The sequence below is a fragment of the Clostridium homopropionicum DSM 5847 genome (assembly GCF_001263795.1).
GTDB lineage: Bacteria > Bacillota > Clostridia > Clostridiales > Clostridiaceae > Clostridium_H > Clostridium_H homopropionicum.
In genome coordinates, this window is the sequence record NZ_LHUR01000005.1 from 54,273 (window position 1) to 81,254 (window position 26,982).

Annotated in this window: 24 protein-coding genes and 1 other annotated feature (1 of these 25 cut by a window edge); of the genes, 3 read left to right on the plus strand and 21 right to left on the minus strand. The window is 30.4% G+C overall.

All coding sequences use genetic code 11. From position 1 onward, the window contains the following. Nucleotide 1: 1 nt before the first annotated feature. The 18 genes from larE to CLHOM_RS00445 all read right to left on the minus strand — a co-directional run bounded on the left by larE (nt 2) and on the right by CLHOM_RS00445 (nt 21,130). On the minus strand, nt 2-808 hold the full coding sequence (gene larE / locus CLHOM_RS00360; RefSeq protein ID WP_175478652.1) for an ATP-dependent sacrificial sulfur transferase LarE: 807 nt from the start codon (nt 806-808) through the stop codon (nt 2-4). Next, nucleotides 804-2,090 carry a nickel pincer cofactor biosynthesis protein LarC gene (gene larC / locus CLHOM_RS00365; protein WP_052219688.1) on the minus strand — a complete coding sequence of 429 codons (1,287 nt, stop codon included), beginning with the start codon at nt 2,088-2,090 and terminating at the stop codon, nt 804-806. Before larC ends, larE begins: the two co-directional genes overlap by 5 nt. 19 nt (nt 2,091-2,109) lie before the next feature. Next, nucleotides 2,110-2,835, minus strand: a complete 726-nt coding sequence (locus CLHOM_RS00370; protein ID WP_052219689.1) for an energy-coupling factor ABC transporter ATP-binding protein — start codon at nt 2,833-2,835, stop codon at nt 2,110-2,112. Nucleotides 2,836-2,853: 18 nt separating this feature from the next. Next, nucleotides 2,854-3,645, minus strand: coding sequence for an energy-coupling factor transporter transmembrane component T family protein (locus tag CLHOM_RS00375; protein ID WP_052219690.1), 792 nt, complete (start codon nt 3,643-3,645; stop codon nt 2,854-2,856). 10 nt (nt 3,646-3,655) lie between these two features. Continuing rightward, on the minus strand, nt 3,656-4,624 hold the full coding sequence (gene cbiM, locus CLHOM_RS00380; protein ID WP_052219691.1) for a cobalt transporter CbiM: 969 nt from the start codon (nt 4,622-4,624) through the stop codon (nt 3,656-3,658). 304 nt (nt 4,625-4,928) lie between these two features. After that, on the minus strand, nt 4,929-5,630 hold the full coding sequence (locus tag CLHOM_RS00385; RefSeq protein WP_052219692.1) for a FadR/GntR family transcriptional regulator: 702 nt from the start codon (nt 5,628-5,630) through the stop codon (nt 4,929-4,931). A gap of 114 nt (nt 5,631-5,744) precedes the next feature. Then, nucleotides 5,745-6,839, minus strand: coding sequence for a type IV pilus assembly protein PilM (gene pilM / locus CLHOM_RS00390; protein WP_052219693.1), 1,095 nt, complete (start codon nt 6,837-6,839; stop codon nt 5,745-5,747). A gap of 27 nt (nt 6,840-6,866) precedes the next feature. Next, a complete protein-coding gene (locus CLHOM_RS00395) occupies nt 6,867-7,622 on the minus strand; it encodes a prepilin peptidase (protein WP_052219694.1) in 756 nt (251 codons plus the stop codon). A gap of 69 nt (nt 7,623-7,691) precedes the next feature. Next, nucleotides 7,692-10,814, minus strand: a complete 3,123-nt coding sequence (locus CLHOM_RS00400; RefSeq protein ID WP_052219695.1) for a vWA domain-containing protein — start codon at nt 10,812-10,814, stop codon at nt 7,692-7,694. Between the two features lie 15 nt (nt 10,815-10,829). Next, entirely contained in the window at nt 10,830-11,396 is a 567-nt protein-coding gene (locus CLHOM_RS00405) for a PilW family protein (RefSeq protein WP_052219696.1), read from the minus strand. 20 nt (nt 11,397-11,416) lie between these two features. Beyond that, nucleotides 11,417-13,498 (minus strand): pilus assembly PilX N-terminal domain-containing protein, encoded by a 2,082-nt coding sequence (locus CLHOM_RS00410; RefSeq protein WP_052219697.1) that lies wholly within the window; start codon nt 13,496-13,498, stop codon nt 11,417-11,419. 14 nt (nt 13,499-13,512) lie between these two features. Then, entirely contained in the window at nt 13,513-14,391 is an 879-nt protein-coding gene (locus CLHOM_RS00415; RefSeq protein WP_052219698.1) for a prepilin-type N-terminal cleavage/methylation domain-containing protein, read from the minus strand. Nucleotides 14,392-14,405: 14 nt separating this feature from the next. Next, nucleotides 14,406-15,707 (minus strand): hypothetical protein, encoded by a 1,302-nt coding sequence (locus CLHOM_RS00420; RefSeq protein ID WP_052219699.1) that lies wholly within the window; start codon nt 15,705-15,707, stop codon nt 14,406-14,408. A 3-nt stretch (nt 15,708-15,710) separates the two neighbouring features. Then, entirely contained in the window at nt 15,711-16,283 is a 573-nt protein-coding gene (locus tag CLHOM_RS00425; protein WP_052219700.1) for a PilN domain-containing protein, read from the minus strand. A 243-nt stretch (nt 16,284-16,526) separates the two neighbouring features. Further along, a complete protein-coding gene (locus CLHOM_RS18775; RefSeq protein ID WP_052219701.1) occupies nt 16,527-16,970 on the minus strand; it encodes a type II secretion system protein in 444 nt (147 codons plus the stop codon). A gap of 323 nt (nt 16,971-17,293) precedes the next feature. Beyond that, nucleotides 17,294-18,502 (minus strand): type II secretion system F family protein, encoded by a 1,209-nt coding sequence (locus CLHOM_RS00435; RefSeq protein ID WP_052219702.1) that lies wholly within the window; start codon nt 18,500-18,502, stop codon nt 17,294-17,296. A 36-nt stretch (nt 18,503-18,538) separates the two neighbouring features. Next, the gene (locus CLHOM_RS00440) at nt 18,539-20,224 is read right to left on the minus strand and encodes a GspE/PulE family protein (protein WP_052219703.1); all 1,686 of its coding nucleotides are present in this window, start codon (nt 20,222-20,224) and stop codon (nt 18,539-18,541) included. A 252-nt stretch (nt 20,225-20,476) separates the two neighbouring features. Continuing rightward, nucleotides 20,477-21,130 (minus strand): ribonuclease H-like domain-containing protein, encoded by a 654-nt coding sequence (locus CLHOM_RS00445; protein ID WP_052219704.1) that lies wholly within the window; start codon nt 21,128-21,130, stop codon nt 20,477-20,479. Nucleotides 21,131-21,369: 239 nt separating this feature from the next. Between CLHOM_RS00445 and CLHOM_RS00450 the strand changes: the two genes are divergently transcribed. From CLHOM_RS00450 to CLHOM_RS17740, 3 genes are read left to right on the plus strand one after another with little or no spacing between them, the layout of a single operon-like run. Continuing rightward, complete coding sequence (locus CLHOM_RS00450; protein ID WP_052219705.1) at nt 21,370-21,594, plus strand: FeoA family protein; 225 nt, start codon at nt 21,370-21,372, stop codon at nt 21,592-21,594. 1 nt (nt 21,595) lies between these two features. Further along, complete coding sequence (gene feoB / locus CLHOM_RS00455; RefSeq protein WP_052219706.1) at nt 21,596-23,371, plus strand: ferrous iron transport protein B; 1,776 nt, start codon at nt 21,596-21,598, stop codon at nt 23,369-23,371. 13 nt (nt 23,372-23,384) lie between these two features. Then, entirely contained in the window at nt 23,385-23,531 is a 147-nt protein-coding gene (locus CLHOM_RS17740) for a FeoB-associated Cys-rich membrane protein (RefSeq protein ID WP_074782807.1), read from the plus strand. A gap of 83 nt (nt 23,532-23,614) precedes the next feature. Here the strand turns inward: CLHOM_RS17740 and CLHOM_RS00460 are convergent, their stop codons facing one another. From CLHOM_RS00460 to argS, 3 genes are all read right to left on the minus strand, one after another. Then, a complete protein-coding gene (locus CLHOM_RS00460) occupies nt 23,615-23,995 on the minus strand; it encodes a CBS domain-containing protein (protein ID WP_052219707.1) in 381 nt (126 codons plus the stop codon). 72 nt (nt 23,996-24,067) lie between these two features. Continuing rightward, nucleotides 24,068-24,862, minus strand: a complete 795-nt coding sequence (locus tag CLHOM_RS00465; RefSeq protein WP_052219708.1) for a ribonuclease H-like domain-containing protein — start codon at nt 24,860-24,862, stop codon at nt 24,068-24,070. 19 nt (nt 24,863-24,881) lie between these two features. Continuing rightward, nucleotides 24,882-26,573, minus strand: a complete 1,692-nt coding sequence (gene argS, locus CLHOM_RS00470; protein WP_052219709.1) for an arginine--tRNA ligase — start codon at nt 26,571-26,573, stop codon at nt 24,882-24,884. A 215-nt stretch (nt 26,574-26,788) separates the two neighbouring features. Then, nucleotides 26,789-26,982: a binding site (T-box leader), on the minus strand; it runs 22 nt beyond the window's last position.

Here is a 26,982-nt window from a genome sequence, read left to right on the forward strand (position 1 = left end):
TTTATTTCCCCTTTTCTATAGTTTCATTTAGACTTCCTGTTCTATATCCTTCCATATCTAAAGATACGTATTTAAAGCCAAAACTCTTAAGCTTTTGTGTAACTTCAGATAGTAGCTCTTTGTTAAATAACTTATCTAAATCTTCCTTTGGAACTTCAATTCTTGCTAAATCCCCATGTGCCCTTACTCTAACAGCTTTTAATCCTATATCCATTAAATATCTTTCGGATTTTTCAATTTTTCTCAGTTCTTCTTCCTTTATTTCGGTTCCATATGGAATTCTTGATAATAAACATGCATATGGCGGCTTATCCCAAGTTTTTAATCCTAATTCCTTAGATAATTTTCTAATTTCCTCTTTAGTTAACTCATTTTGAAGAAGTGGGCTTTTAATATCTAATTCCTTTAAGGCTCTAAGACCCGGTCTATAATCCTTTATATCATCAAAGTTTGTTCCATCTACTACATATTTGTATCCATTTTCCTTTGCAAAGCTGCTTATTTTTGTAAATATAGCCTTTTTACATAAATAACATCTATCCTCAGGATTAAACTTAATCTCATCCATAATTACAGGCACCTGTAAAAACTCATGTCTTACTCCTATAGTTTTTACTAGTTCCTTTGCTTCTTCAATTTCCCATTTAGGAATATATGGAGAAACCACTGTAAGAGCTGCTGTTTTTTCACCTAATGCCTCTTTTGCTGCCTTTAATAGAAATGTACTGTCCACTCCTCCTGAAAAAGCAACAACTACACTTCCTAAAGCTTTCAGATAACTAATTAGAGTTTTGTATTTGTCATTAATCATTATCAATCTGATCCTCCATAAGCTTATTAATTTTATTATAGATTTTAATGATTGGAAGATTATTTTCAATAGCTAACCTTTTGCAATCTTCATATTCTGGCTTCCATTTTATTATTTTTCCTTCAAAATAACTCTTCTTTACATTAATCTTTCCATACTCTGTTTCTACTATTTCAAATTCTCTTTTTAATTTTTCCCTTTGAACCTTTACTTGCCTTATTCCAATAGTAGTGGTTTCTTTAAAAATAATATCTTTTATGGTTTTAAGGTCATTTTCTTTTGAGATTACATTAAGAATAAAGCCCATTCTATCTTTTTTCATTAGAATTGGAATTCTATAAACATCTAAAGCTCCTTCTTTAAATAGTCTTTCCATAACATAGCTAAATATCTCTGGGTTCATATCATCAATATTGCAGCTTAATATAACAACTTCATCCTTATCATTTGAATCATTTTGTAATTCTTCAGCTTTTTCCTCTAAATAAACTCTTAATACATTTGGAATCTCTGTGTCTCTCCCTCCGATTCCATATCCAATTTTATCTATCTTAAAATTCTTTAAATCCGTATACTCATCTACAGCTGAAGCAAGAATAGCGGCTCCCGTTGGGGTTGTTGTTTCAAAAGGAACTGCACCAGTTTTAACAGCTACGCCTTTTAATATTTCTATTGTAGCTGGTGCCGGCACAGGGATTAGCCCATGTGCACATTTTACAAAGCCTCCTCCTAGCTCTACTGAAGAAGATAGTATTCTATCGACCTTTAAATAATCTAGGCAAATTGCTGCTCCTACAATGTCTACAATTGAATCTATTGCCCCTACCTCATGAAAATGAACTTCATATAATGATTTCCCATGAACCTTAGCCTCTGCCTCTGCTACCTTCATAAATATATTAAGACTTAACTCTTTTACATTTTCACTTAAGCTGCTAGACCCAATGATCTTCTCAATATCTTTTAAGTTTCTGTGCTCATGCTCATGGTGATACTCATGTTCATGAGAATATTCATGGTCATGATTATGCTCATGTTCATGGGAGCAAGTTTGTTCATTATGGTGTTCATGTATTTCATTTAATAAAACTACATCTACTTTAGTGCCATGAATTCCTTTTCTGCTGTCTTTTGTTACTTTTATTTCATACTCTCCATTTAAATTTAGCTTTTCTAGTTCCTTTATCAGATAATCCTGATTTACTCCTAAATCCAGCATTGCTCCTAAATTCATATCTCCACTTATGCCGCTGAAACAATCATAATAAAGTATTCTCATTTGTTCACCTTCCCACTTTCTACTTAATGTTATTTTCTATTAAAAATTTTTCATCCTTTATAACTGTTCCGTAATCTTCATCTCTTATTATCCTGTGTTTTTCTGAAAATACAATTGCCCTTTTAAATATTCCTTCTACATAATCAAAATCGTGAGTTGAACATATTATTGTTTTCCCAGAAGCATTTAGTTTTAGTAGAAGCTCTTTTAAAAATTTCTTTCCCTTTGGGTCTATTCCATTCATAGGTTCATCTAGAGTTAAGATTTCTGGATTCATGGAGAGAACTGAGGCTATAGCGACTCTTTTCTTCTCCCCTTCACTTAAATTATAGGGAGCTTCATGCTTCAACTTCTCAATGTTTAAAAGTCTTAAACAATCATACACTCTTTTTTTTACTTCTTCCTCCAGAATCCCCATTTGCCTTGGGCCAAAGGCTATCTCTTCATAAACTGTAGAGCAAAAAAGCTGAGTATCAGAATTTTGAAAAACAAAACCTATTTTTTTATGAAAAGCTTTTGAAAATATATTATTGTTTAGCTGTTTTTCAGTAATAATTTTTTTATCTAATAAATACTCCCCTTTATTAGGAGAAATAATTCCATTAATAAGCTTCATTAAGGTTGACTTGCCGCTTCCATTGGGTCCAATAAGAGCAACAGCCTCGCCTTCATTTATTTTAATATTTATATCTTCTAAAGCAGTTTTTCCTTTATAACTAAAAGAAACATTAATTAATTCAATCATTGCATGTCCTTTCTTAATCTAACTTAGTAAAAAAACAACTAATATAAATACATTTATTATAATATATATGATATCAAACTTTGTAACTTTAGTATTTATGTATCCTTTATATTCACCGGTAAATCCTCTACACTCCATAGCAGAAAACATTTCTTCTCCCATGTCCTTAGATTTTAAAAACAAGGTTCCTGCTATAGAGGATATGGAACTATATTTACTATTATTTTTCCCTATTGACCTAAGCTTTAAAGCATATAGAAGATTTAAAGAATAATCTCCTAAAATTACAATGTACTTAATGGTAATCTCCATAATCCATATAAATAAATCAGGTATAAATAGTAATTTCAAAGCTCTTGTAATTTGTGTCCATTTTGTTGTATAGGATAGAATATTTATAAAAAGAATAGTTCCAATTACCTTAAATAAAATCAGAATGCTGTTTAATCTATTCCCCATTAAGAATGAAGGGATAAGCATTATTAAAGTAAAAACTGGCACCATTAAACTTATAATAAAAATTTTTATTCTATCCTCTTTTTCAATAAATAAAGTAGAAATTATCAAATATAAATCAATTGCTAAGAGAAATGTAGCATTTCTTGAGAGAGATAATAAAATTATATTTAAAAAAGTAAAAATTACTTTTACAGTACTGTTTGTTCTATAGTAAATCTTATTACTATAACTCTCTTTTCTTCTAATCAATCCTAGCACATTAATAATACCTAAAATAGTTTTATTTATAAATTTCTCTTTATCTTTAACAGGTATATAATCTTCTTTTTTAAAAAGCCATTCCGCATCCAAATTATCACCTTTATGCTCTTTTATTTTTTATAGTTACTATTAGCTTAACTGAAATAAAAATTAATATTACTCCAATAACAGCCGAAATTATATATCCTAAAATTTCTGGTATTCCTGATACATAATATTCTGGTATTAAAGATCTAAAATCAAACCCTTCTTTCATTCCCTGTGGAATGAAACCTATTCTTTCTTTTATTTCTGTAATTCCCCACTCCCCCCAAGCTGTACCTGAAGCTAAAAGCCCTATAGGAACTAATATTATCATAAATATCAATAAAACATATATAGGTTTATTATTTTCTTTTATATTTTCCTCTATTATGGATGGAGATAGTTTTTTAATATATGCTAAGATACCTGCAGTAAATGCACCTTCTATAAAGCCGGCTAATAGTAAATGAGGTATCATCATAGCAGGAATTGAAACATTGAGACCATAAGGACAGTAAATAGGATTTCCCACTGAATCTTTAAATAATAATGGTTGTATTCCAAATTCAATTGCAGTAAAAAGTGCAGCAAAATTTAAAGATATATAGGCCGCTATAAAGGCAGCTAGATATTTCCCCTTTTCTCCCTTTATTCTACTGCTAATTAAATTGTAAATGTAATATCCAGTGAAAGGCATAACAAATGCCATATTGAAACTATTTGCACCTAAAGCAAGTACACCACCATCTCCGAAAAATAATGCCTGTATTGCCAGGGCAATAGTTACAGCTATAGTAGCTCCATAAGGTCCTACTAAAATAGCAATAAGTGTTGCTCCTACTGCATGTCCTGTAGTTCCTCCTGGAAGAGGAAGATTAAACATCATAATTAAAAATGAAAATGCAGCACATATTCCTAATAGAGGCATCTTCTTTCTAGACATTTCTTTTTTTACCTTGGCAGCTGCCCGTTTCCAAATTGGAAGCATAGTTGTACCTATAACAGCACAAGTAGTTGGGCTTAAAAAATTATCTGGTATATGCATTAATTTGTCCCCTTTATAATTTTTTAGAACAATACAATTATAGCAATTATCCTGTTGAAAGGCAAAATCCATCTTAAATTAAGTAAGATAAAATAATTATATATAAAAAAACTAGTGGAGGAGGGTTCCACTAGTTTTTAAGTTACTGACAAACTTTCCCTGGATTTATTTAATAGTAAGTTGTCATACCAGTACAATCATTTTTTAATCACTATTTTCTAGGTTAAATAGTGATTTCTAATTCTTATTAAATGAAAATAAAAACATACCAGCTATCTATAGATGCTTGTATGCCTGAATGTATTTATTTAAGTATAAAATTTAAATTTTCATTTATTAAATCCATATGCTTACGCATTGCCAAAGCAGCTTCAGATGGATTATGTAATGATAAGGCATCGCAAATGCTTTTATGTTGACTATTTATTATATCTTTATCGTAATGCTTTTTAAGAATTTCTTCTCTTGCATTTTTTATAAATGAATCCATTAAAGTAGATACAGTATTTAAAATATTTAAAATAAGAAAATTCCTTGAAGCGTAGGCGATTGTATAGTGAAATTTCTTATCTATTTTAGTTCTATCATCTTCACTTTCTGAGCTTTTCATTTCTTCTATTAATTTGTATAATTCCTTTAGTTCTTCTTCTGTTATTCTCTTTGCTGCTAAGGCTGCTGTTTCAATTTCAATTACTTTTCTTAATTCAAATATTTCCTCTGGTTTGCTTTCATTTAACATAAACATTACTGAAAGAGGTTCGAATAATCCATTATCAAAATTATGCTTAATAAAATTCCCTTCACCCTGTCTACAATCAAGTAAACCTATAATTTCAAGAACTCTTAAGGCTTCTCTAATTGATGCCCTGCTCACGCCTAATTGCTCCACTAAATCTCTTTCAGAAGGCAGCTTATCACCTTTTTTTAAAGTTCCGTTCTTTATCATTTCCTTAATTTGATCTATAACCTGTTCATATACCTTAGTGTTCTTTATTGGAGTAAACATAGTGCTACTCTCCTCTCTTCAAAACCTACGAAATCTTCTTTAGCCACTTTTTTTATTATATAATCATAAAACTTTTTGGTCAATATTGATGGTAATTTTTAATAATTTAAAAATTTATTTTATTCTTATTATTCCACCAATAGCATTTATATAACTTACTATTGATGTTTCTTTCAATGAGCCTTCTAAAACAATACTGCTTATGTTTTGAACTTTTTCAACAGTAACCCCTAGAACAGATTGCATATATTTATCCATGCCTTTTAGCTCACTAGTACCACCATAAATCAGTATTTTACTAATATTTCTATCTTTAAACCTATTTCTGAAGTATTCTAACATCCTATTAATTTCATTATTCCATCTATCTATAACTAATCTAATGGATGCATTAATTGTTTGTGCTTCTAAAAAGTTCTCATTAACTGTAAGCCCCTCTTTAAAAAGCTCTATATCATCACTTAAATTTCCAAGCATAATTTTTTTGTCCTCAGCTTCTTTTTCTCCTACAGAAAATTCACTTCCTATATTGGCATCAAGATAGCTTCCTCCACCAGTAATAATTCTAGTAAATTCAAGTATCCCTTTAGATATTATATTAAACTCTATCTGGTCATAGCCAAAATCAATCATACAAATAGTGTCTTGTTTTTCTAGTTCCTCTAAATTTATAAATGTATTCTTTCTTGTTACTAACTTATTAACAGCGTTAGAGCTTAAATCCAAAGCAAAAGGGTTTAACTTTAATTCCTTTGCTAAATCCCAATAAGCCTTTGCCATTGCTTTTGGGTATACTGCAACATTTGCTCTAACCATTTTAACTTGATCTTTAGTAAATTCTTCAAGAAGCTTATATTTAGTAACGTACTCCTGAAAATCTATAGGAAGATACTGCTCTATTTCATATTTTATTAATGAATCTAATTCCTTTCCTTTTACCCATGGGACCTCAATAATTCTAGTAATAATAGAGGTGCTCTTTGAAGAAAAGACTATATTTTTGCTTTTTATATTGCTTTCTTTTAGTTTCTCAGAAATGGAATTCTTTATTTCCTCTAAATTAATTATTTCACCATCATTAAAAGAATCCTTGGGAGTTTCAAAAGTAGTCATTTTTGAAACAATTACTTTATCTCCTTCATATTTTCCTTCAACTATTTTAATATTTTTGCTGCCAATATCTATTGATACAGCTTTCTTGCTGAACAATGCTATCACCCCCACAAGGCTTATCCATTAAAAAAATAATAAGTTATTAAAATACCAAGTTAAAATCTTTTCACCCCAAATAATGCAAATAAAAGTTCCAAAAGCAATAGAAGGGCATAAAGGCATTGGATCTTTTCTGGTTTTTCGCTTCAACAATATGTTAGTAACTGCAACTATAGCTCCAATATTAACCGATAAGAAGAGCATAAGTAAAGTTAACTTTACACCTATATAAAGACCGCAGAAAGCGCACATTTCTGCATCTCCCCATCCCATTCCACCAAATAAAATGATTATAATGGCAATAACTCCTCCTCCTATTATAGCACCTATAATATAAGTTTTAACTGGTAGGTTCATATACATATTAACACCTAGAAAAAACAAACCACAAATCAAAGCACTGTGAATTGTTACAGCGTAAACATCCATTGAATTATAATCTATAATTCCTACTAAAATTAAAAAGCTCACTAAAAAGAAAAACTTAAGACATTCTATAGTTAATCCATATTTAATATATATCACCACAAATACTATTCCTGTTATAAGCTCTATTAAAGGATATTTAATAGATATCTTTTCTCCGCAATATCTACATCTTCCTTTTAAAAATATGTAGCTTACTACAGGAACTAAATCATAAGCTTTAATACTTTTATTACAATTTGTACAATGCGATGGCGGAAAAGATATGGACTCCCCTCTAGGTATTCTATATATACATACATTCAGGAAGCTTCCTATGGAAAGTCCTAAAAGAAACACTATTAACTCTATCATTTAATATCTCCTTATGTACTATGAAAATGTCGTATAAATAGCATGGCTATTTATACGACTAAAAATATGCTAATCTAAGTCTGGTAACTCTGTATTGCTTAAAAGCTTTATGCTATTTATTGTATTTACTACACTATTTATTGTAATACTATTATAAATATCTATCTCACTCTGGTTAGAATCAAATATATACGGAACAAAGTTTTGAGTAATAATATATTTTTGACCCATATTAAGTTTATTTCCACTTATACTTATCTGGCCATTTGATATATTTTTCCAGTTTTCCATAAGAGTAAGCTTACCATTAACTATAGTATATAACATAAAGGTACTGTTACCCCTAAAATCTATACCGTTAGTGCTTATATTCAGTGTAAGATCCTCACCAAGAGGTTTACCTATATCATCCTCTTTTGCATAACCTATATCTAATAAAGACCCAAGAGTATAGGTAAATCCACTTATAACCTGAGCTTCTCCAGATTTAATATAGCTTTCTATAGTTCCTTCTTGACCTGCAGCTACTTTACTTGTAAAGATTCCAAATTTTGTAATACTTATTGGTGCCTGCTCATCTATAACCTTTAAGCTTATTTCAGGTGTAAATCTATTTACATAACTACTTCCATCTACATCAGTATAGCTAATGGAGGAAGCATTTTCTTCATTTCCAAGTAAATAGTCCCCAGCCTTTGTAGCTTTCACTTTAACTGTGAATTTAAGCTTCTCAAGTATAGAATCATCTACAGTGTAATAATCAATATTATTTATTTTCTTTATCAAATTATAGTTTATATTGTCTAAAGAGCCTACTATTACTTTTCCACCTTCTTCAATAGATAAATTTTCTACTGGAGTTTGTGAATTTATATATTTTACTTCTTGTGCAATTAAGCCTTCAGGCAGCTTAACCTGAAACTTAATATCTTTTACAGTTGGAAGCTTTATTTCTTCTGCTATTCCATTATAAACCTGTTGTATTTCACTTGAACTTGTTGCTTGTATTACTTTAACATTTTCTGAAGCATTAGCTATTTCATTTAAGGCACTGCTATCAGCTCCTGAAGTAAAACCTACTAAAAAAGTATTTATTTTTGTAGAAGTATCATTGTTTATCTTTTCCATCATTTCTTTAGCATATTCAGTGGCTTCTGGCTTATCATAAGAATAGCCTCCAAAAACTTTATAATTTTCACTATTATCTAATATATAATTGTAATTATAATAGCTATCATTCCTGCCAACACTATAAGAAGTCGGAGCTCCGTCTGTTAATAATACAATATATTTATCTGCATCATTACTATTTTTAAGCATATAATATGCTTTCCTTAGTCCATCTCCTGTATTTGTTCCACCTTCAGCATCTCCTACATCTTGTGATGAAATATTATCTCCAAAATCTTTTTTAATATAAGCCTTATCACTATAGGTTACTAATCCAATATTTGTTTTTGAATCATTTTGAAACTTATTTAAAAATATATCAATTGCGTCCTTTGCTAAATTAAGCCTTGAATCTTGTGAATTAATATAATAATATCTCCATTCATAATAGTATGGCCAAAATGTCCAAACCCTTTCTCTTCCCCAATTTGTATGTTTTTTAGCTTCTTCTTCACTACAGTACACTCTATTTCCCGTTACATTATTGCCGTTAATATCCCAAGCCATACTTCCAGAAGTATCAACTACCAAAATAATTTCTTTATTCTTTTTATATAAGCTATCATTTTTTATTTTTTCTATTCCCTCTGAAGGGTCAATTGTATAGTTAATATTAAAGCTATCATTAACCTTAAGCTTATCCTTATCTACTCCGCTAGCTAAAGCTTGGGTAGTCTTTATTGGTGCTTTTAAAGTTACTTTATTATTTATTTTAATATCAACATCATTAAAATAGTGTTTATATTCCTTATCAGATACAACATAGCTTAAATATGTGCTTTCCCCAGTTATTTTATAATCTTGCTGTATCAATGAAGTATTTGTGATTTTTCCTTTAAAACTTATGGAAAAGTTAACAGGCTCAGCCTTATAATAATCATTTCCTCCACCATTGTTTCCATCATCTTCTATAGAATAGTTTATAGTTTTTACAGTTCCACTAATAGCTCCATCATTATATTCTAAGCCTTCAGGAAGATTTGTAACTTCAATCCCATTTGGAACAGTAAGATAGAAATTTGCTTCCGTAGAAATTGTTGAAGATATGGCTTTTGCTATTTCTTCATATATTTTATTTATTTGATTCTTGTTATTAGCTTTTACTTTTTTACCGTTAATTGCCCTTGCAATTTCTGAAAGCTCTGGCGAGTTAATTCCATATCCGAAGCCCACAACAAAAGATTTTATGCTTTCTTTAGCTTTAATCAAATTTCCTATATTTTGAACGTAATTCATAGCATCTATTTGAGCTCTGTCCCCATAATATGAAACGTAAGTTCCTACAGGAGCATCTGAAGTTTCAAATTTTTTAGATGTTATACTGCTAAATTCAGTTTCTTCATTTGAATCTGTAATTACCCCTTGCTTATATAAAAAACTTTCTGTATAGTTTACAGTTCCACTTTTTGCTGTATAAGCAGTAGGTGCCCCGTCTGTAATAAGAATTATATATTTTTTAGCATCTGCTCTTCCATTATTCAGTAAATAGTAAGCCTTTCTAAGTCCGTCTCCAGTGTTTGTGCTTCCTTCTGCTGAAAGAGAATTAATTCTGTTTTTTAAATCCTGAAATTTACTACTATTTACTAAACCTTCTCCTAAAATCTCTGCTGACACATTGTATCCTACTGCAGCTATACTGGCCTTACTATCTGAAGAAAATTTATCTATAAAATTTGATGCAATTTTTTTTAATGTAGTAAGCTTTTGTTCCTTGTCCAGCTTATCTCCCATACTTCCGGATGTATCCATCACTAATACTATTTCTTTATAAGCTCCTGTATTGACTGTCACATCCTTTGCCCTGATTTCTTCAGGTTGAACAGCAAAATTAATTGTAAATTCCTGCTCTGCTTCTCTTACAATATTACTTGGTGCAGCTTCTCCATTAGATAAACTTGCATTGTTATTTCCTGAGTTACCATTAGAAGATGCTTTTACAATTGTAAAATTCATTTGAGAAAATAAAAAAATTATTATTGCACTAATACTTAAAAATCTAGTTATTCCTTGATGTTTTTTCAATGTTTATCCCCCCCTCTAATCCACTTTATTTCTAAAATATATAATACTATTTATAGTTTTTTCTTCTTGTCCCTCTTCCAGCTGAATAGTTACTTCAACATTGCTCGCATCTTTAAAAAAATTACTAGATTTTAATTCTATTGACTTTATTCCTGTAGAAATTACTGTTTTTCCAGTTGCTATATAAGAATTATTTACTGAATCAAAATTTCCTTCACTATAATTCAGCTGTACTTTTCCCTCTACTGTCTCAAGCCAAAATATATTTCCCTTTATAGTAGTATCATCAACATCTTGATTTGGAATTTTAAATACAAATTTAGTTACATCAGTTATACTGTTTTGATCAAGCGTATTAATACCTGGCTGAATTTCTCCAATTCCCTTAGATTCCATGGCTTTCTTACTAATAAAGTCTATTGCCCTTTCACCTTCTCTTTGCAAATCTAATTCCTTACTGACTTTAAACAATGTATTATAGTTACTAAAAAAGAATGTAGAAATAGCTGCAGCAACAATTCCCATTAAGGCTAAAGTAATCAGTAGTTCCATTAATGTAAACCCTTTTTTCTTTTTTATCATTAATTAACACCTCAAACCTGTTATTTCATCAATTCCCATCCTTTTCTTATAATCAGCTTATCTCTTTCAATATCAGTAACTACGCTGTTATCCACTCCAACTTCATAGTCCGTATTAGTAATCAAGTCAGCATTTAATATATTATCGAAATAATCGGGATATTTATTTACTAAATCATCTACATAATTTTTATTGTACAATATTTTATCTTTTGCTCCATCCATAAGCACAAAATTTCCTCCGCATATAATGGTTCCGCTAAAATCAATGTCTCCACAAAAATAAACATTTCCTTTTGTAACAATAACACCTTTTGCCTTATCTTTATTCAAATCAATTATATCTTTGTCACCTAGAATAGAACTTCCATCATTTCCATCTTTACCCAATATCACCAAAGACTTATTTTCATCCTTATTTAATAATAATAATTCCTTTTCATTAGAGCCTTGATTAATAATCCTAACATTTTCCATTTCATTAAAATTAATTCGATTAGCTACTTTAACTTGTACACTGTTTTGATTATAAACATTGTCATTTGATTCAGTGGTTTCTCCCATGTAATATATTTTTCTTTTTAGTTCAATGGTTTTCTCCTTTAAATCTTGTTCATTTATTACGTCCCAACTCTTTATTACTCCATCATGAACTAAAGCACCTGTATTAAATTTAATTGTACCACCTATTCTTATTCCATTACCACCTAAAGTAAGTTGTCCTGGAAATAATCTATTAAATTCAGTAAAATACTCACTTTTTTCCTTTATTAAAAATTGACTTCCATCTAAGAATCCAGTAACTAAATTTAGTGGTTCTAAAAATTCAAATATCATTTTATCTTCACTATAAGGTCCTTCCGGTAATGGCATTGCATAAGCTTTGTAGTTTCCTTTTATGGAAAGTGATTCACCAGTTTGATATTTTACATTATTATTTAAATTTATATAAGAAGACCCAGCAACCATAACATCACTAGTTATATTAAGGCTAGTACCACTCCCAAGATCGTCAGAATTAATAATTATGGAACTTGATTTATCTGGATTTGGATCACCTGAGCCCTCATTGACTGCGTATAATCCGCCTTTAATATCTACCTGAGATTTTTTACCACTTATTTCCAAATCATCATTTGTATTCAAGTCCCCAGTAATGTCTATCTTTGTTCCTTCTGATACCTTTAAAACTCTAGTATTGTTTACATATACATTACCTTTGCTTGTAAATTTATTGTCGTTACCATTAAATACTATATTGCTTGGAGTTATCATTTCACCAGTTATCTTTAGATTACTATTATTATTTTGTAGAATTACTCCTTTAGTGTCCTTATTGGAACTACTCTCATTTCCCTTCACAAATATATTTCCAGTAATATCTACATCATTCCCTTGAACTATCATATCGCCATCAATTGAAATAGAGTTTAAAAAAGTTATATTGCTTGGAGGCAGCTTTGTAACATCACTTTTAACATAATAAACTGAATTATACTCTGGAATACCTATTTCATAATTAACATGAATAACTTTTTCTAAGTCTTTTTCTTTAAATTTGGATTCTAGCTTTATAAGCATTTTATCTGGAGCAAATTTCAGCTCATCATTACTTGATAATACAGACACTTGAGGATTAGACCCATTTTCTGACAATTCATAGTTTCCACTTTCCACACTAGTTCTTATAGAACCTTCAATAAAACTAGTATATGCTGACCTAAAAACACTGTTTTGATATACCTTTATATAAGCCTCATCTACAGAACCATCGTCCTTTATAAAAAGACTCCCTTCAGTTCCTGGTTCTTTATTTGCCTCAATTACCTTCTCATCATTTAAATTTAAATCATTCATAGCTGATTCTACATATGAATTCCCAGAAGCTATAGCTCCGTCAACTAGTTTACCTATAATTGCATAAGCCTTATCTAAACCTGATTCAGTAATATAAAAATTCTTTTTAGAGACTTCATTAAGGCTTCTAGCCCTATAACTAGTAACAGCTAAGGAACTAATAGCTATTCCTAAAATACTTAAAACAGCCATAACCATAACAATCATAACAAATGAAGAACCTTTTTTTACCTTCTTCAATTTCATAACATCATCCCTTATTAATAAAATGTCTTGTAGGATTCATTTATTATTTTCTGTCCGTTTTTTTCAACCTCAATAGTTATTTTGTATATTCTTGAAAGAGCTCCGTAGCCTGTACTGCTATTTACCTTTATTATATTGTCATACCTTTTTATGCTTCCTCCAAGATTTATAATTTGGCATTTTACATCTTGCTGGAGAGTAGCTGATTTTACAAAATAGAAAATAAGCTGTCCTGAGCATTTATTTTCTGCTGTAACAGTCAATGTATTATCAGGCTGTTTTGAAGGTGCTCCTTCTGGTAGCCCATCAGAAAAATTTCTGTTTATATCAACTCTTATGATTATATCTTCATTTTCTACCTTTGTTTTACTTATGGTATTTTCTTCATCATTTATTTTATAAATAATATTATCTGCATTATTAGCAATCTGGAAATTAGGAACTATCTTTTGTTCTGAATTAACTATTACAGTCTTATCATAAACCTTGACCCAATCTCCTTCATCAGATATTTCAAATCTATAATCATAGACATTTGTATCTGTTCCACTAGTTGGTGGTGGAATTAAAAAATTCCCATCCCTCTCTACAGTATAGCTTATGCTAAAATCATTTTCTGAGGATGGATATCCATACTGACTAAAGCTAGCTCCATTATCAATAATTTTATCTAATTCAATACTGTTATCAGATTTTATCTTTTCCATATATTTTTGAGCTATATTAACTGCTTCTTGTTTTGTCTTTGCCTCATGAGCTACCTTGAAGGAATTTAACACAAGATTTGAAAAAGGAACTAGTATTATAGAGAGAATGCCTATAGCTATTATTATCTCCAGTAAAGTGAAGCCTCTTTTAGCTTTTTTGGAGTAAACTCTAAAGAATTTTTCCATATTATCTCTCCTAATTAATTTCTAGTAATATTTATATTACCTTCACCTTTAGTTACTGACACCCTGTTTCTCTCTTTATCATCATCTTCTATATAAATATTAAAATTCTTATTTGTTTTATTATATACCCTGATATTAACACCTGACATATCCTTGTCTGAATTTCTCCATCTAGAAAACACTTTTAAATTTATGTTATCTCCCTTTGGATTGAAAGCTACTCCCGCTCCCTTAGAATCCTTTGGATAAAAATCCTTAGAAGTATTGTACTTAAAATAATACTGTCCATTAATTTCACTTAAATAAAAATCCACATTTTCTATTCCCTGATTATCTGCAAACACATAGGAATTACTATCCCCTTCTTTGCCAACCATAACTGTTGGAAGGTCTGAGGAGGTAGGTCTTACACTCATAGTAAAATCATATTCTTCCTCTTTTTTTGCTTCCTGAGCTACAGTATTATTCTGAGTTAAGCTTCCAGTAATAATATTTCCTGACAAGCTACCAGAGTTATCTTTAAACATATTATCTTTACCATAGTTACCATCATACTGCCACTTGTTATAATCAATATCTTCCTCTTCCAGCTTAGGTACTGCATAGAAATCCAATACCATACTTCCACTTAACCCTTCTCCATAAGCAGATAGATTTATGTTATTTATTATTATTCTTTTATAGAAGCCAGTTATTTCATCAATAAAACTCATTACATCCTCATGAGTTCCTCTAAAATTAAGTGTTAAGGTAATTTTTTTAGCCTCTAAGGAAGTTTGTTCTTTAGCAGCATCTTTACTAGTATTCTGTGTTTTATTTATAGTACTACTACTTTCAGTAGGAATACTACCTTTCATTAATTCCATATATTTTTTAACCATTTCTTCAATAAGGCTAGTTTTCTTTTGTTCTTGAGCCTTTTCTTCTGCAACTGTCTCAATACTTACATCTGAAATACCTATGGAATCGCAGATTATATTGTTTTTATTGATCATTTCATCCATAATTACAATAATCTTTTCCTCTAATATTGAAGGAAAAAAGTCCTTAGATACTTCCAGTACCTTTGCATTTTCTATTTTTAAATCTTGATTTAGTTTTTTATTTAAGGTTATATTGGCTTGCAAGCCTTGAAGCTTAGTATTGTACTCTTCCTTTTGAGCTTTAAGCTGATTTACTTTAACACTTTGCTTTGAGTATATTAATTTGTAATATCCAAGAAAAATAATCGCTATTCCAAGGATAATCAGCATTATTTTTTCTCTTTTGCTTATGATCATATTTATTTTAATTTTTTTCTTTAAGTTTAACTTCATAATTTAATTCTCCTCCTTCAATTTAAAAGTTAAATTGAAAATGAAAGAAGAATTTTCATCGGCTGTTGCACTCGTTCCGCTTCCCGAAATAATTGACACATGAATGTTTTCAAAAGTATCCAACTGCTTTAAATTGTACTCCATTTCTCCAATTGCGACTCTAGTTTCTGCAGTACCATTCATGGTAATAAGCTTATTTGAGATACTCATACTTTGAAAGGACACACTTTCTGGTACTACACTTGAAATCTCTTTAATAAGTGTAGTATTAATATAATCCTGTTTCTTTACTGTATCATTTATGCCTGAAACAGACTTATAGTACTCATTCAAAATTTTTAACTTTTCTTCAAGCTTAGCCTTTTCTGCATAAGCAGAGGTTAACTCTTTAGAATTTATATTAACTTGCATTTCTGCAATGCTTTTTTCTAATTTATTCATTCTATAAATGTTTATGCAATAAATTCCAATCATTATCCCCAAAATAAAAAATACAGCAGCACCGATATATGCAGCCTTTTTATTACGATTTTTATTCTTTTGTGAAAATGGTTCAAAAAAATTGAAGTCTTTCATTTCTTCACCTGCTTAGTGTTTTGATGTAGTATTTTAATATAGTGTTTGTGTTTATTTTAAAGTGTACTTCAATTTGTATTATAGTGGTTTTGATGAGTAGAAGCAAAATAAATCGCTAATAGCTAGTCACTAGTCGCTAGATCTTTCATAGACTAGCGACTAGAGGACTAGAGATTATTAATTTAAACTAATTTTACTGTTCAATATATTATAAATGTACTCTTATATAAAATCGCGTAATACTTATTGCCAATCTGAATGTTGAGCCGGATAAATATCGTAGTAATTTGTTCCGTCTTTAACACTAACACTTACAACTCCCCCTGAAGTAATTGTCACAACAAATGCTGTTCCTTTTACTTTAGGAGCTGGCACACTATTCAATGCATCTGCTATAAGCTTTCCGCTTCCCCCTGCATCTGCTAAAGAAATATTTGTTCCTGCACCAGCTGCTCCACTTGCTGCAGTTACATTGGCTGTACCAGGTGCTATTTGTTCGTCTGCAATTAGCATAGCTGCAGTATCTGCAATCGTTTTTGCACTAGAAATATCAGCCTTCTTTCTCGCACTTGATTGTACATCGCTAAACTTCGGTATTGCTATAGCTGCCAAAATACCCAAAATTGCAATAACAATAATAAGTTCAATAAGCGTAAATCCTCTTTTCTTTTTTAAATTTTTAATCATTTAAAAACCCTCCCTTTTTATTTTTTAATAATTTATTTTAAGTTAATTATTAACACCTTTTTTATGATAAGTTGTAGACCGTATGTAGAATAGAGCCGCTAATCTCTAATCGCTAGTCGCTATTTTGTTTTCATATAATGCTAAAGTTTAGCGATTTTTCTGCCCTAACTCTTCTATACTACAAGGCCTTCTCTATACACCAAGCTTCAGCTCTACACAGAAACCTAGAGACTAGCGATTAGCCACTAGTGATTAATCTGACTCCCCAAAATCCGTTTTAGCACCTCGCTTCTAGTACCTCGTACCTAGCACCTAGTACCTATTTATGCAACTGTCTGGAACATATCAAACATTGGCATTATCATAGCTATAACTATTCCTCCTACTAGAAGTCCCATTAGTAAAATTAATACTGGTTCTATTAAGGTAGTAAGCTTTTGTAGAGATGCTTCTACTTCTTGTTCGTAGTATTCTGCAGTTTTTTCAAGTATGCTGTCAATGGCTCCAGCTTCTTCTCCAATCTTAATCATGGCTATTAACATTGGTGGAAATTCTGAAATATCCTGTAATGCCTCATTTAGCATATCTCCCTTAATAACTCTCTCCCTTACTCCCTTTAGCTTTGATTCAATTAGCTTGTTATCTACAATTTTTGAAACTATTTCTATGGATTTAATCATGGTAACTCCACTGTATAAAGTAATAGAGAGTCCTCTTGCAAACCTCATGGTTATTACCTTTCTTGAGGTTGCTTTAATTATTGGAATATTTAATTTCAGCTTGTCTATTAATATGCTTCCTTTTTCTGTTTTAATAGCTTTTGAAACGGCAAAAGCTATTAAAATTATAGCTCCTATAATTAAATACCAATATTTTTTCATGCCATTACTTAAAGACATTACAAACCTAGTAGGTGCTGGCAGTTCTACTCCACTACCTTGAAACATTCCTACAAAAGTAGGCATTACAAAAGTTAATAGGAAAATTACCACTCCGATACTTATAAAGGTTAAGGCAACAGGATACACAAAGGCACCTTTTATTTTTCCATTAATTCTACTTTCTCTCTCATATTGTTCAGCCATTTTAGTCATTACAGAACCTAATTGACCTGTTTCTTCCCCAGACTCTATCATATTAATTAATAATCTTGGGTAGGTGTTTCCATGCATACTTAGTGCACTAGACAAGGTAACACCCTTTTGAATTTCTTCATATACTTCATTTAAGCTTTTCTTTAAAGTTTTATTTTCTGCTTGTTTTCTTAGAAGATTTACTGCTGTTAATATATCTGTGCCAGCATCAATTAGTGTAGCAGTTTGTCTGCAAAATAAGGCTAGATCTTTTGCTTTTACTTTGTGCAAGGACTTTCCTAAACTCACTTTAGGACTGCCCTCTATCAAATTTATTTTAATTGGATAATAGTCATTTTCCCTAATCATACTTAATACTTCATTTTCACTATTGGCAGTATATTCTCCTTGTACTTTTTTACCTGCACTATTTATTGCACTATATTTAAATAAAGGCATTTTTTATCACCTTCTTGTTATTCTTTTGCTTATATATTAATCCTTTAAGAAGGCAACTGTAGTCAATTCATCAATAGTTGTCTCTCCCCTTAAAACTAAGTCCACACAAGACATTTTCAATGTTTTTGCACCATTCTCAATACTTATTTTTCTAATCTCATCCAGATCATGGCTTCCTTGCATAATTACTCTATGTTCTCTTGTAATCTCCATGATTTCATAAATACCTGTTCTGCCATAGTAACCTGTATTATTGCAATAATTACAGCCTACTCCTCTATAGAGTTTTAAAGGATTTTCAGGTTCTTCACCAAGTAGATTTTTCTCAGCCTCATTTGCATCATATGCTTCCTTACATTTTGGACAAATTTTCTTAACAAGTCTTTGTGCTATGACTCCAGTTAAAGATGCTGCTACTAGGTATTGTTCTATTCCCATATCCTCAAGTCTAACTATAGCTGATGCAGCATCATTTGTATGGATGGTACTTAGAACTAAGTGACCAGTAATAGCAGCTCTTACTGCTATTTCAGCAGTCTCATTATCTCTAATTTCTCCAATCATTATTATATCAGGGTCTTGTCTTAAAATAGCTCTCAGTCCAGTGGCAAAGGTTAATCCTGCTTTGGTGTTAACATTTACCTGATTTATTCCCTCCATCATGTATTCTACCGGGTCTTCAACAGTAATAATGTTAGACTTTATCCCATTTAGCTCATTTAACATAGAATAAAGGGTTGTAGATTTTCCGCTGCCTGTAGGCCCTGTAACAAGAATTATTCCATAAGGGCTTTTTATAATTCTCTCCATTATTTCCATATCATCTTTAGACATACCTAATTGTTCTTTACCTAAAAGAAAATTACTTCTCTTAAGTATTCTTATAACTATTTTTTCACCAAAAACTGTAGGTAAGGAAGATACTCTAAGATCTATAGGTTCATTATCTATTTTAGTAATTATCCTTCCATCTTGAGGAATTCTCTTTTCTGCTATATCCAAGCTTGCAAGTATTTTAATACGGGCAATTAAGGAACCTAAGGTTTCCTTTGGAGCCTTTAATACCTCTTGAAGACTTCCGTCTACTCTAAACCTTATCTTAATGTAGTTTTCGAAGGGTTCTATATGAATATCGCTTGCCTTAGCTTTAACTGCGTTATTAATTATTGAATCTATCAGCTTTACAATTGGAGCATTTTTAACATCATCTGTGTCTCCTAATCCTTCTTTTACTTCCTCTTTATATGTAGATTTACTAAGTTCTTCTGCAGCCTTTTCAACATATTCAGTTGAATAGTATCTATCAATAACTTTGTCGATATTTGATTTAGTATCAATAAATAAAATTACTTCTCTACCTGTTGCAATACTTACATCATCAATAGCAAAAAGATTTAGAGGATCAGACATGGCAACCTTAATTTTATTTCCTTCATAGCCTATAGCAATAAGGCTGTATTTCTTAGCTAATCCCTCTGGTATAGCTCGTACAGCCTTTCTATCCAGCTTAAGCATATCAAGATAAACTCTTTTTATTCCCAGCTGAAATTCTAGAACATCAATTATATCTTCTTCACTTAAGATTTTATCCTTTACAAGTAGTTCTCCAAGTTTTATACCTGTTTGCCTCTGTCTATCAAGCTCTGTTTTCAGCTGCTGTTCCGTTATTTTTCCAGCCTCAACCAATAAATCTCCTAGTCTTTTTTTATTTAAAACACTCATTTTTCTCTCCTACCATTTATTGGTAATATAATAGTAATTATCTTTAAGATAATTATATATCAACTTATCCATTTTTCCAACATAAAGCTTTATTAATTTTACATCTATTTTACATATAATTGATATATTTTTTCAGAATATTAAGTTCTAATTAAAATTTAAATACAATATTAATTTAAATTAAAAAATACACCTAAAATTTATAAAATAAATAGCCCCCTAGTATATGAATACTAGGAAGCCATTTTTATATTATTCACTTTTCATATACTTTTTCCAATCTACTATCATCCTAAAAAGACTTGTTACATCTTGTTCATTATATAATAATATCCTCTGCCTCTTTTCCTCAGGCATTCTATTCATATAATCAAAATCCTTCATAACCTTGCAGAAGGTTTTAGAAAGATTACCACCACTTATGAGTTCTCCTTCTCTCTCTATTCCAAACTTCTTTTCTAAATTTTTTAGCCCTATATTTTCTCCCGTGGCTTTTTCATATTCCCTTTGCAAGTCCACTTTTTTAAATAAATCATCAATATTACATTGGATGTTATTTTTATTAAAAAGATAGTCAATTACAGTAAAGTCATTGTTGCCTGAAAAAGTAACAATATATCTCTTATTAAAATTATTATGCATATCTTCAAAATATTCTTTTGCTAAGTTTAGTATAGGCAGTGCATCTTTCTTTTCTTCTATCATATACTGAGTAATCTTAAGCTCCCCAGCGTCACTATCATAATAAGCACATCCAAATACTCCAATACATATTGGTTTTTTGTATAGATAATGTTCTAAATCAAAAAATATTGCATCTTTAAAAATATGGCAGTTGCCTTCAATATCTAAGGTGAATTCCTCAGAACATTCTTCTATCTTGATACTATTTTCCCTCTTAATCACTTAATCACTCTTTTCTAGTCAGGCGAATATCAATTTATTTCGTCTTATTTGCCCTTATATTATCTCACACTTTTCTCTCTTTGTGAACTATTCTAAATTACTTTATTTAGAGATAACATAAGATTATTCTTTACAAAAATGTTTAGTATTTTTATCTACTTTCCTATTGACAAGCATTCTCAATGATGTTATATTTTAATTGAGAATGATTTTCATAATTATACAAGGAGGATAATACTATGAGCGTTATTGATTTAAGACCTGGTGAAAAAGGTTATATAGATACTATTTTAGGAAACGAAAAATTATGTAAGCGTCTATTGGCCTTAGGTTGTATAGAGGGAACTAAAGTAACATTAAAAAACTCAGCGCCTTTAGGGGACCCTGTAATAATAAATGTTAGAGGCTTTGACTTAGCTATAAGAAAAAGAGATGCTTCAAACATCAAGCTTAAGGAGGACTAAAATGAAAACTGTTGCACTTATCGGTAACCCTAACGTAGGAAAAACTACTTTGTTTAATTCCTTAACAGGTTCTAATCAATATGTTGGGAATTGGGCTGGGGTCACTGTAGAAAAAAAAGAAGGATATCTAAATAAATCTATAAAAATAGTTGATCTTCCTGGGATTTATGCTATGGATACCTTTTCAAATGAAGAAAAGGTAGCTAAAAACTTTTTGCTTAATGAGCCTGTGGATTTGATAATAAATATAGTTGATGCTTCTAATTTAGAGAGAAACTTATATCTTACAACTCAATTGAAGCAATTTAAAAAGCCAATTGTATTAGTTCTTAACATGATGGATGTTGCTGAATCAAAGGGAATTAACATTGATATAGATAAATTGTCTAAAGAACTTAAAATGTTTATAATTCCTATATCTGCTTCAAAAGGAACAGGTATAGAGCACATAAGAGAATTTCTATTAAGAAATGATTTTTTTAAACTTCCTATTGATAATGAATTTCAATATCAAGACTTCGATAATGAAAAAGAAACATATAAATATATTGAAGATATTATAAAAAGATCTATTACTCATTCTTCTAATGATAGAATTAATACTAAGGATAAAATAGATGGCATTTTACTAAATAAGTTTTTTGCTTACCCAATGTTTTTTATCATTATGTATCTTATATTTAAATTTACCTTCTCTTGGGTAGGACAACCTTTAGCTGACTTGATGGATGAAGCCTTACAAAATGTTTTGATACCTAACTTAAATACACTGCTTGAAAATAGCAGCCCTTGGTTTAAATCTTTACTGGTAGACGGAATTGTTGGTGGAGTTGGATCTATTATAGTATTTTTACCAGTGATTTTAGCATTATTTTTAGGTATTTCCTTTTTAGAGGATAGTGGCTATATGGCTAGAGCTGCTTTTCTAATGGACAAAATAATGAGAAAAATGGGACTTTCAGGGAAAGCGTTTATTCCTTTAGTGGTTGGATTCGGTTGTTCTGTACCTGCTATAATGTCAACTAGAACTCTTGAAAGTGAAAAAGATAGAAAGCTTGCAGCTTTAATTATACCTTTAATGTCCTGTAATGCTAGACTACCTGTGTACGCTTTATTTGCATCCATCTTCTTTAAAGGCAAAGAAATTATTGTAGTTTTTTCCCTTTATTTATTGGGTATAGTAGTTGCATTCATAATTGGATTGTTATTTAAAAATACAATATTTAAAAAGGATGAGGAACCATTTATTATAGAACTTCCTGAATACAAAATGCCTGAGCTACAAAACTTAGCTCTACATACTTGGGATAAAGGAAAGGGATTCCTTAAAAAAGCTGGTACAATAATATTATCTATTTCTATCATTGTATGGTTTTTATCTAACTTTAACTTAAGTGGAATGACTGAAATTAACAATAGTTTATTCGCTGCCATTGGCAAAGCTTTAGCCCCTATTTTTAAACCTTTAGGCTTTGGAAGCTGGGAGGCTTCAGTATCTTTACTTACAGGACTTATGGCAAAAGAAGTAGTTGTAAGTACTATGGGAGTAATTTTTGGAGCAAATTTAGATAGCTTGCTTCCTCAGTATTTTAATCAAATATCTTCATATAGTTTTCTAGTTTTTGTACTTCTATATACTCCATGTGTAACTGCATTAGTTACTATGAAAAAAGAGTATGGAAATAAGATGGCTATATTTTCACTATTATATCAATTTGTATTAGCTTGGATTGTATCTTTCATAGTATTTAATTTAAGTTCTTTAATATTAGCATAAAGAGGTGAATTTTATGTTTGAAATATTAATAACAATTGCTATTGCTACTTTTGCAGTAGTTGTACTAGTTAAAAGTGCAAAAAAGAAAGCTTCTGGACAATGTGATTGTGGAAGTTGTTCTTCTCAGTGCCCTATGTATAAAGATAAAAAACAAAAATAAAGGTGCCAGGCACCGGAGAAAGGAGTTTTTATAAAAACTCCTTTCTCCGGTGCCTGGCACTATTTTAATATCTCTAACTATTTTTATTCTCCTTTACTAACTAGGTATTTTATTATATTTTCCATAGATACTATTCCAACTACCTTGTCCCTATCTACTATAGGTATAGCAACAATTTCATTATCTATTAGTTTTTTTGCCGCATCAATTACATCTTCCTGTAAATTCGCACTAACAACGTTTTTAGTCATAATACTAGAAATTGGATAAGTATCGTAGTGACCTTCTTCTATTAAAAATCTGTATATATCCGCTTTAACTACTATTCCTAAAAGTCTTTTATCTTTGTCCACTATAGGAGCACCATTTATATGATTTTCATTCATAAGATCTAGAGTTTTTTTAATAGTGTCTTCAGGATCTAGCATAATGATGTTGTATTGCATTACATCACCAAGTTTCATGTTCTAACCCTCCTAAACATTAAATTATAGTACTACTTTATTCAAAATTAAAATTAAATAATTTATTTTAAATTAATAGCTATTATTTATTATACTATTAAAATCGTCTAAATTCATATTTCCTTTAAGGATATTATCAATAATTCTTGATGCTGCCTTTTTAGATATTTTTTCAATATCTCTATTAATTTCTATTTTATTCTTCCTTAACAAAAATTTCAAATAGCTTAATTGCTTTTCCGTAATTGAATTTTCTCTTTTCAAATCATTATTTTCTATTTCATGAATAAGCTTAAATATTTTCGGAAGGTTTAATACGTCTTCAAAATTATGTAACATTATTAGCTTTTTTAATTCTTCACTCTCTGTATTTAAAAATTCAAAATACAGCTCTACGCTTAAACCTCCGTCAATCTTATCTTTTCTTTCTATACCCAAATATTTTTCAACTGTTTTAAGGTTACATCTTTCCATTCCTAATTGCTTATAATAAGGTCTAATCATCCTATATAGATCTATGTGAGTATCAGGCTTTGAAAATTCTATACTATTTAAATTCATCTTGCTATTTATAAAAGGTTCATCAAAGGCAATCCCGTTATATGAACACCAAGTATCAAATCTATTTAGCTCTTCTTTAAACTCTAATAAAATTTCACTTTCCTCTTTTAGGTTTTCTGCGAAGAATTGCTTTACAATAAAAGAATCTTTATTAATAAACCATCCACCAGATATTAAAATAATATTAGATTTTACTTTATCAAAGCCTGTAGTCTCTATATCATAAAACATTATGTTTTCTATATTATATTTTTCATTTAAGCTTTCTGGAAGGGAAAGCTGCTGAATATGTTCCTGAATAAACATTTAGCTCCTCCAAAATATTTTACATCTTTTCAACTACCTTTATTCCAATTAAAGCCAACCCATTCTTAATTACCTGACAAGTAGCTGCAACCATTTTAAGTCTTGCTACCTTTACCTTTTCATCTTCTGTTGCCATTATATTATGAGCATTATAGAATTTGTTAAAGGCTTTAGCTACATCTATTATATATCTAGTAAGTATTGATGGCTCTAACTTATCTAGTCCATATAAAATTGCCTCATTGAAATTTGAAAGTGTTTTAACAAGTTCGAATTCTTCTACTGAGTAAAGAGCTGAATAATCTGCCTCTCCCTCAAAGTTTTCAGCTTTCCTTAGTATACTCTTACCTCTAGCATAAGTATATTGAACATAAGGTCCTGTTTCTCCATCAAAGTTTAACATTTCATCCCAATTAAATACAATATCCTTTTCTCTTTTGTTCTTTAGATAAGTGAAAATAACTGCTCCTATACCAACTTTTTCAGCTACTTCTTTCTTATTTTCAAGCTCTGGATTTTTTTCATTTATTATTTCTAAAGTTTTTGAAATAGATTCATTTAATAATTCTTCAAGGAATATAACTTCTCCTTTTCTTGTAGATAACTTTCTATCTGCGAACTTAACAAGTCCAAAACCAACATGCTCACAGTTCTTTGCCCAATCATAACCCATTTTTTCGATAGTTTTAAATACTTGTTTAAAGTGCAAAGCTTGAGGAGATCCAACTACATAAATGCTTTTATAAAAGTCATAAGTTTTCTTTCTGTAAAAAGCTGCTGCCAGGTCACGAGTTGCGTAAATAGTTGCTCCATCGCCTTTTAATATAATACAAGGCGGCATATTTTCTTCTTCAAGCATTACAACCTTAGCACCATTACTTTCAACCAAAAGATTCTTTTCTTCTAATTCCTTTACTACAGAATCCATTTTATCATTATAGAAGCTTTCTCCTGCATAGGAATCAAATTTAACATCTAAAAGTTTATATACACTTTCAAATTCTCTTAAGCTTTGATTCTTAAACTTTTCCCATAGTGCTACTTCTTCTGGGCTTCCATCTTCTAATTTTTTAAAGTACATTCTTCCTTCATCTTCAAGAACAGGATCTTTCTCCGCCTCATCATGGAATTTTACATATATTCTTAATAGCTCTTTTATTGGCTCTTTTTCTAATGCATCTTCATCTACCCATCTTTTATAAGCTGATATTAACTTACCAAATTGTGTTCCCCAATCTCCAAGATGATTTATACCTATGGAATTATACCCTTGCGAATTGAACATTTTATAAAGAGCATTACCTATAGCTGTACTAAATAAATGTCCAACATGGAAAGGCTTAGCTATATTAGGGGAAGAAAAGTCTATTGTTATATTCTTGCCTTTTCCTATTTCTGAAGTACCGTAACTATCTCCTTCAAGTAAAATCTTATCAATGGTAACTTTTGCAAAAGCCCCTTTATCCATAAAAAAGTTTAAATAAGGCCCTAAAGCTTCAATTTTTTCAAAGCCTTCTCCATTAATTTTAGTTTTTAATTCTGCTGCTATCATATTAGGAGCCTTTCTAAAGCTTTTTGCTAATTGAAAGCAAGGGAAAGCATAATCTCCCATATCAGGCTTTGGAGGTATTTCAATAAGTCCCTCAATAACTTCTAATTCTAAATCTATATGTTCCTTTATTCTCTCTGCAATTACCTTTTTATAATCCATTTATATTATCCTCCCGATTATTTAATTATCTATTGTTTTATATTTGAAGAATTTTACGACGTAAAATTCTTAGTGACCAGTAACCAATTCCCAGTAACCAGTTTTATTAATCCTACTGGCAACTGGCAACTGGTCACTGGTTACTGGTTACTAAAGAAAAATGCGTCGCATTTTTCTTATATTGTTCAAAAAAATAAAAACCGCCTCTATAGTAAAACAGAGACGGATATATCCGCGGTACCACTCTAGTTAGCTAAGTTTAGCTCACTCAAAACTTTAACGCAGTTAACGGCAAACCTCATTGTATTTAATTAAATACAACTTAGCAGCTTCTCCAAGACTCTATTCTCCAATAAAACACTACAGGACTTACACCCTCTCCTGCTCGCTTCGAGTATTTAAATGGATA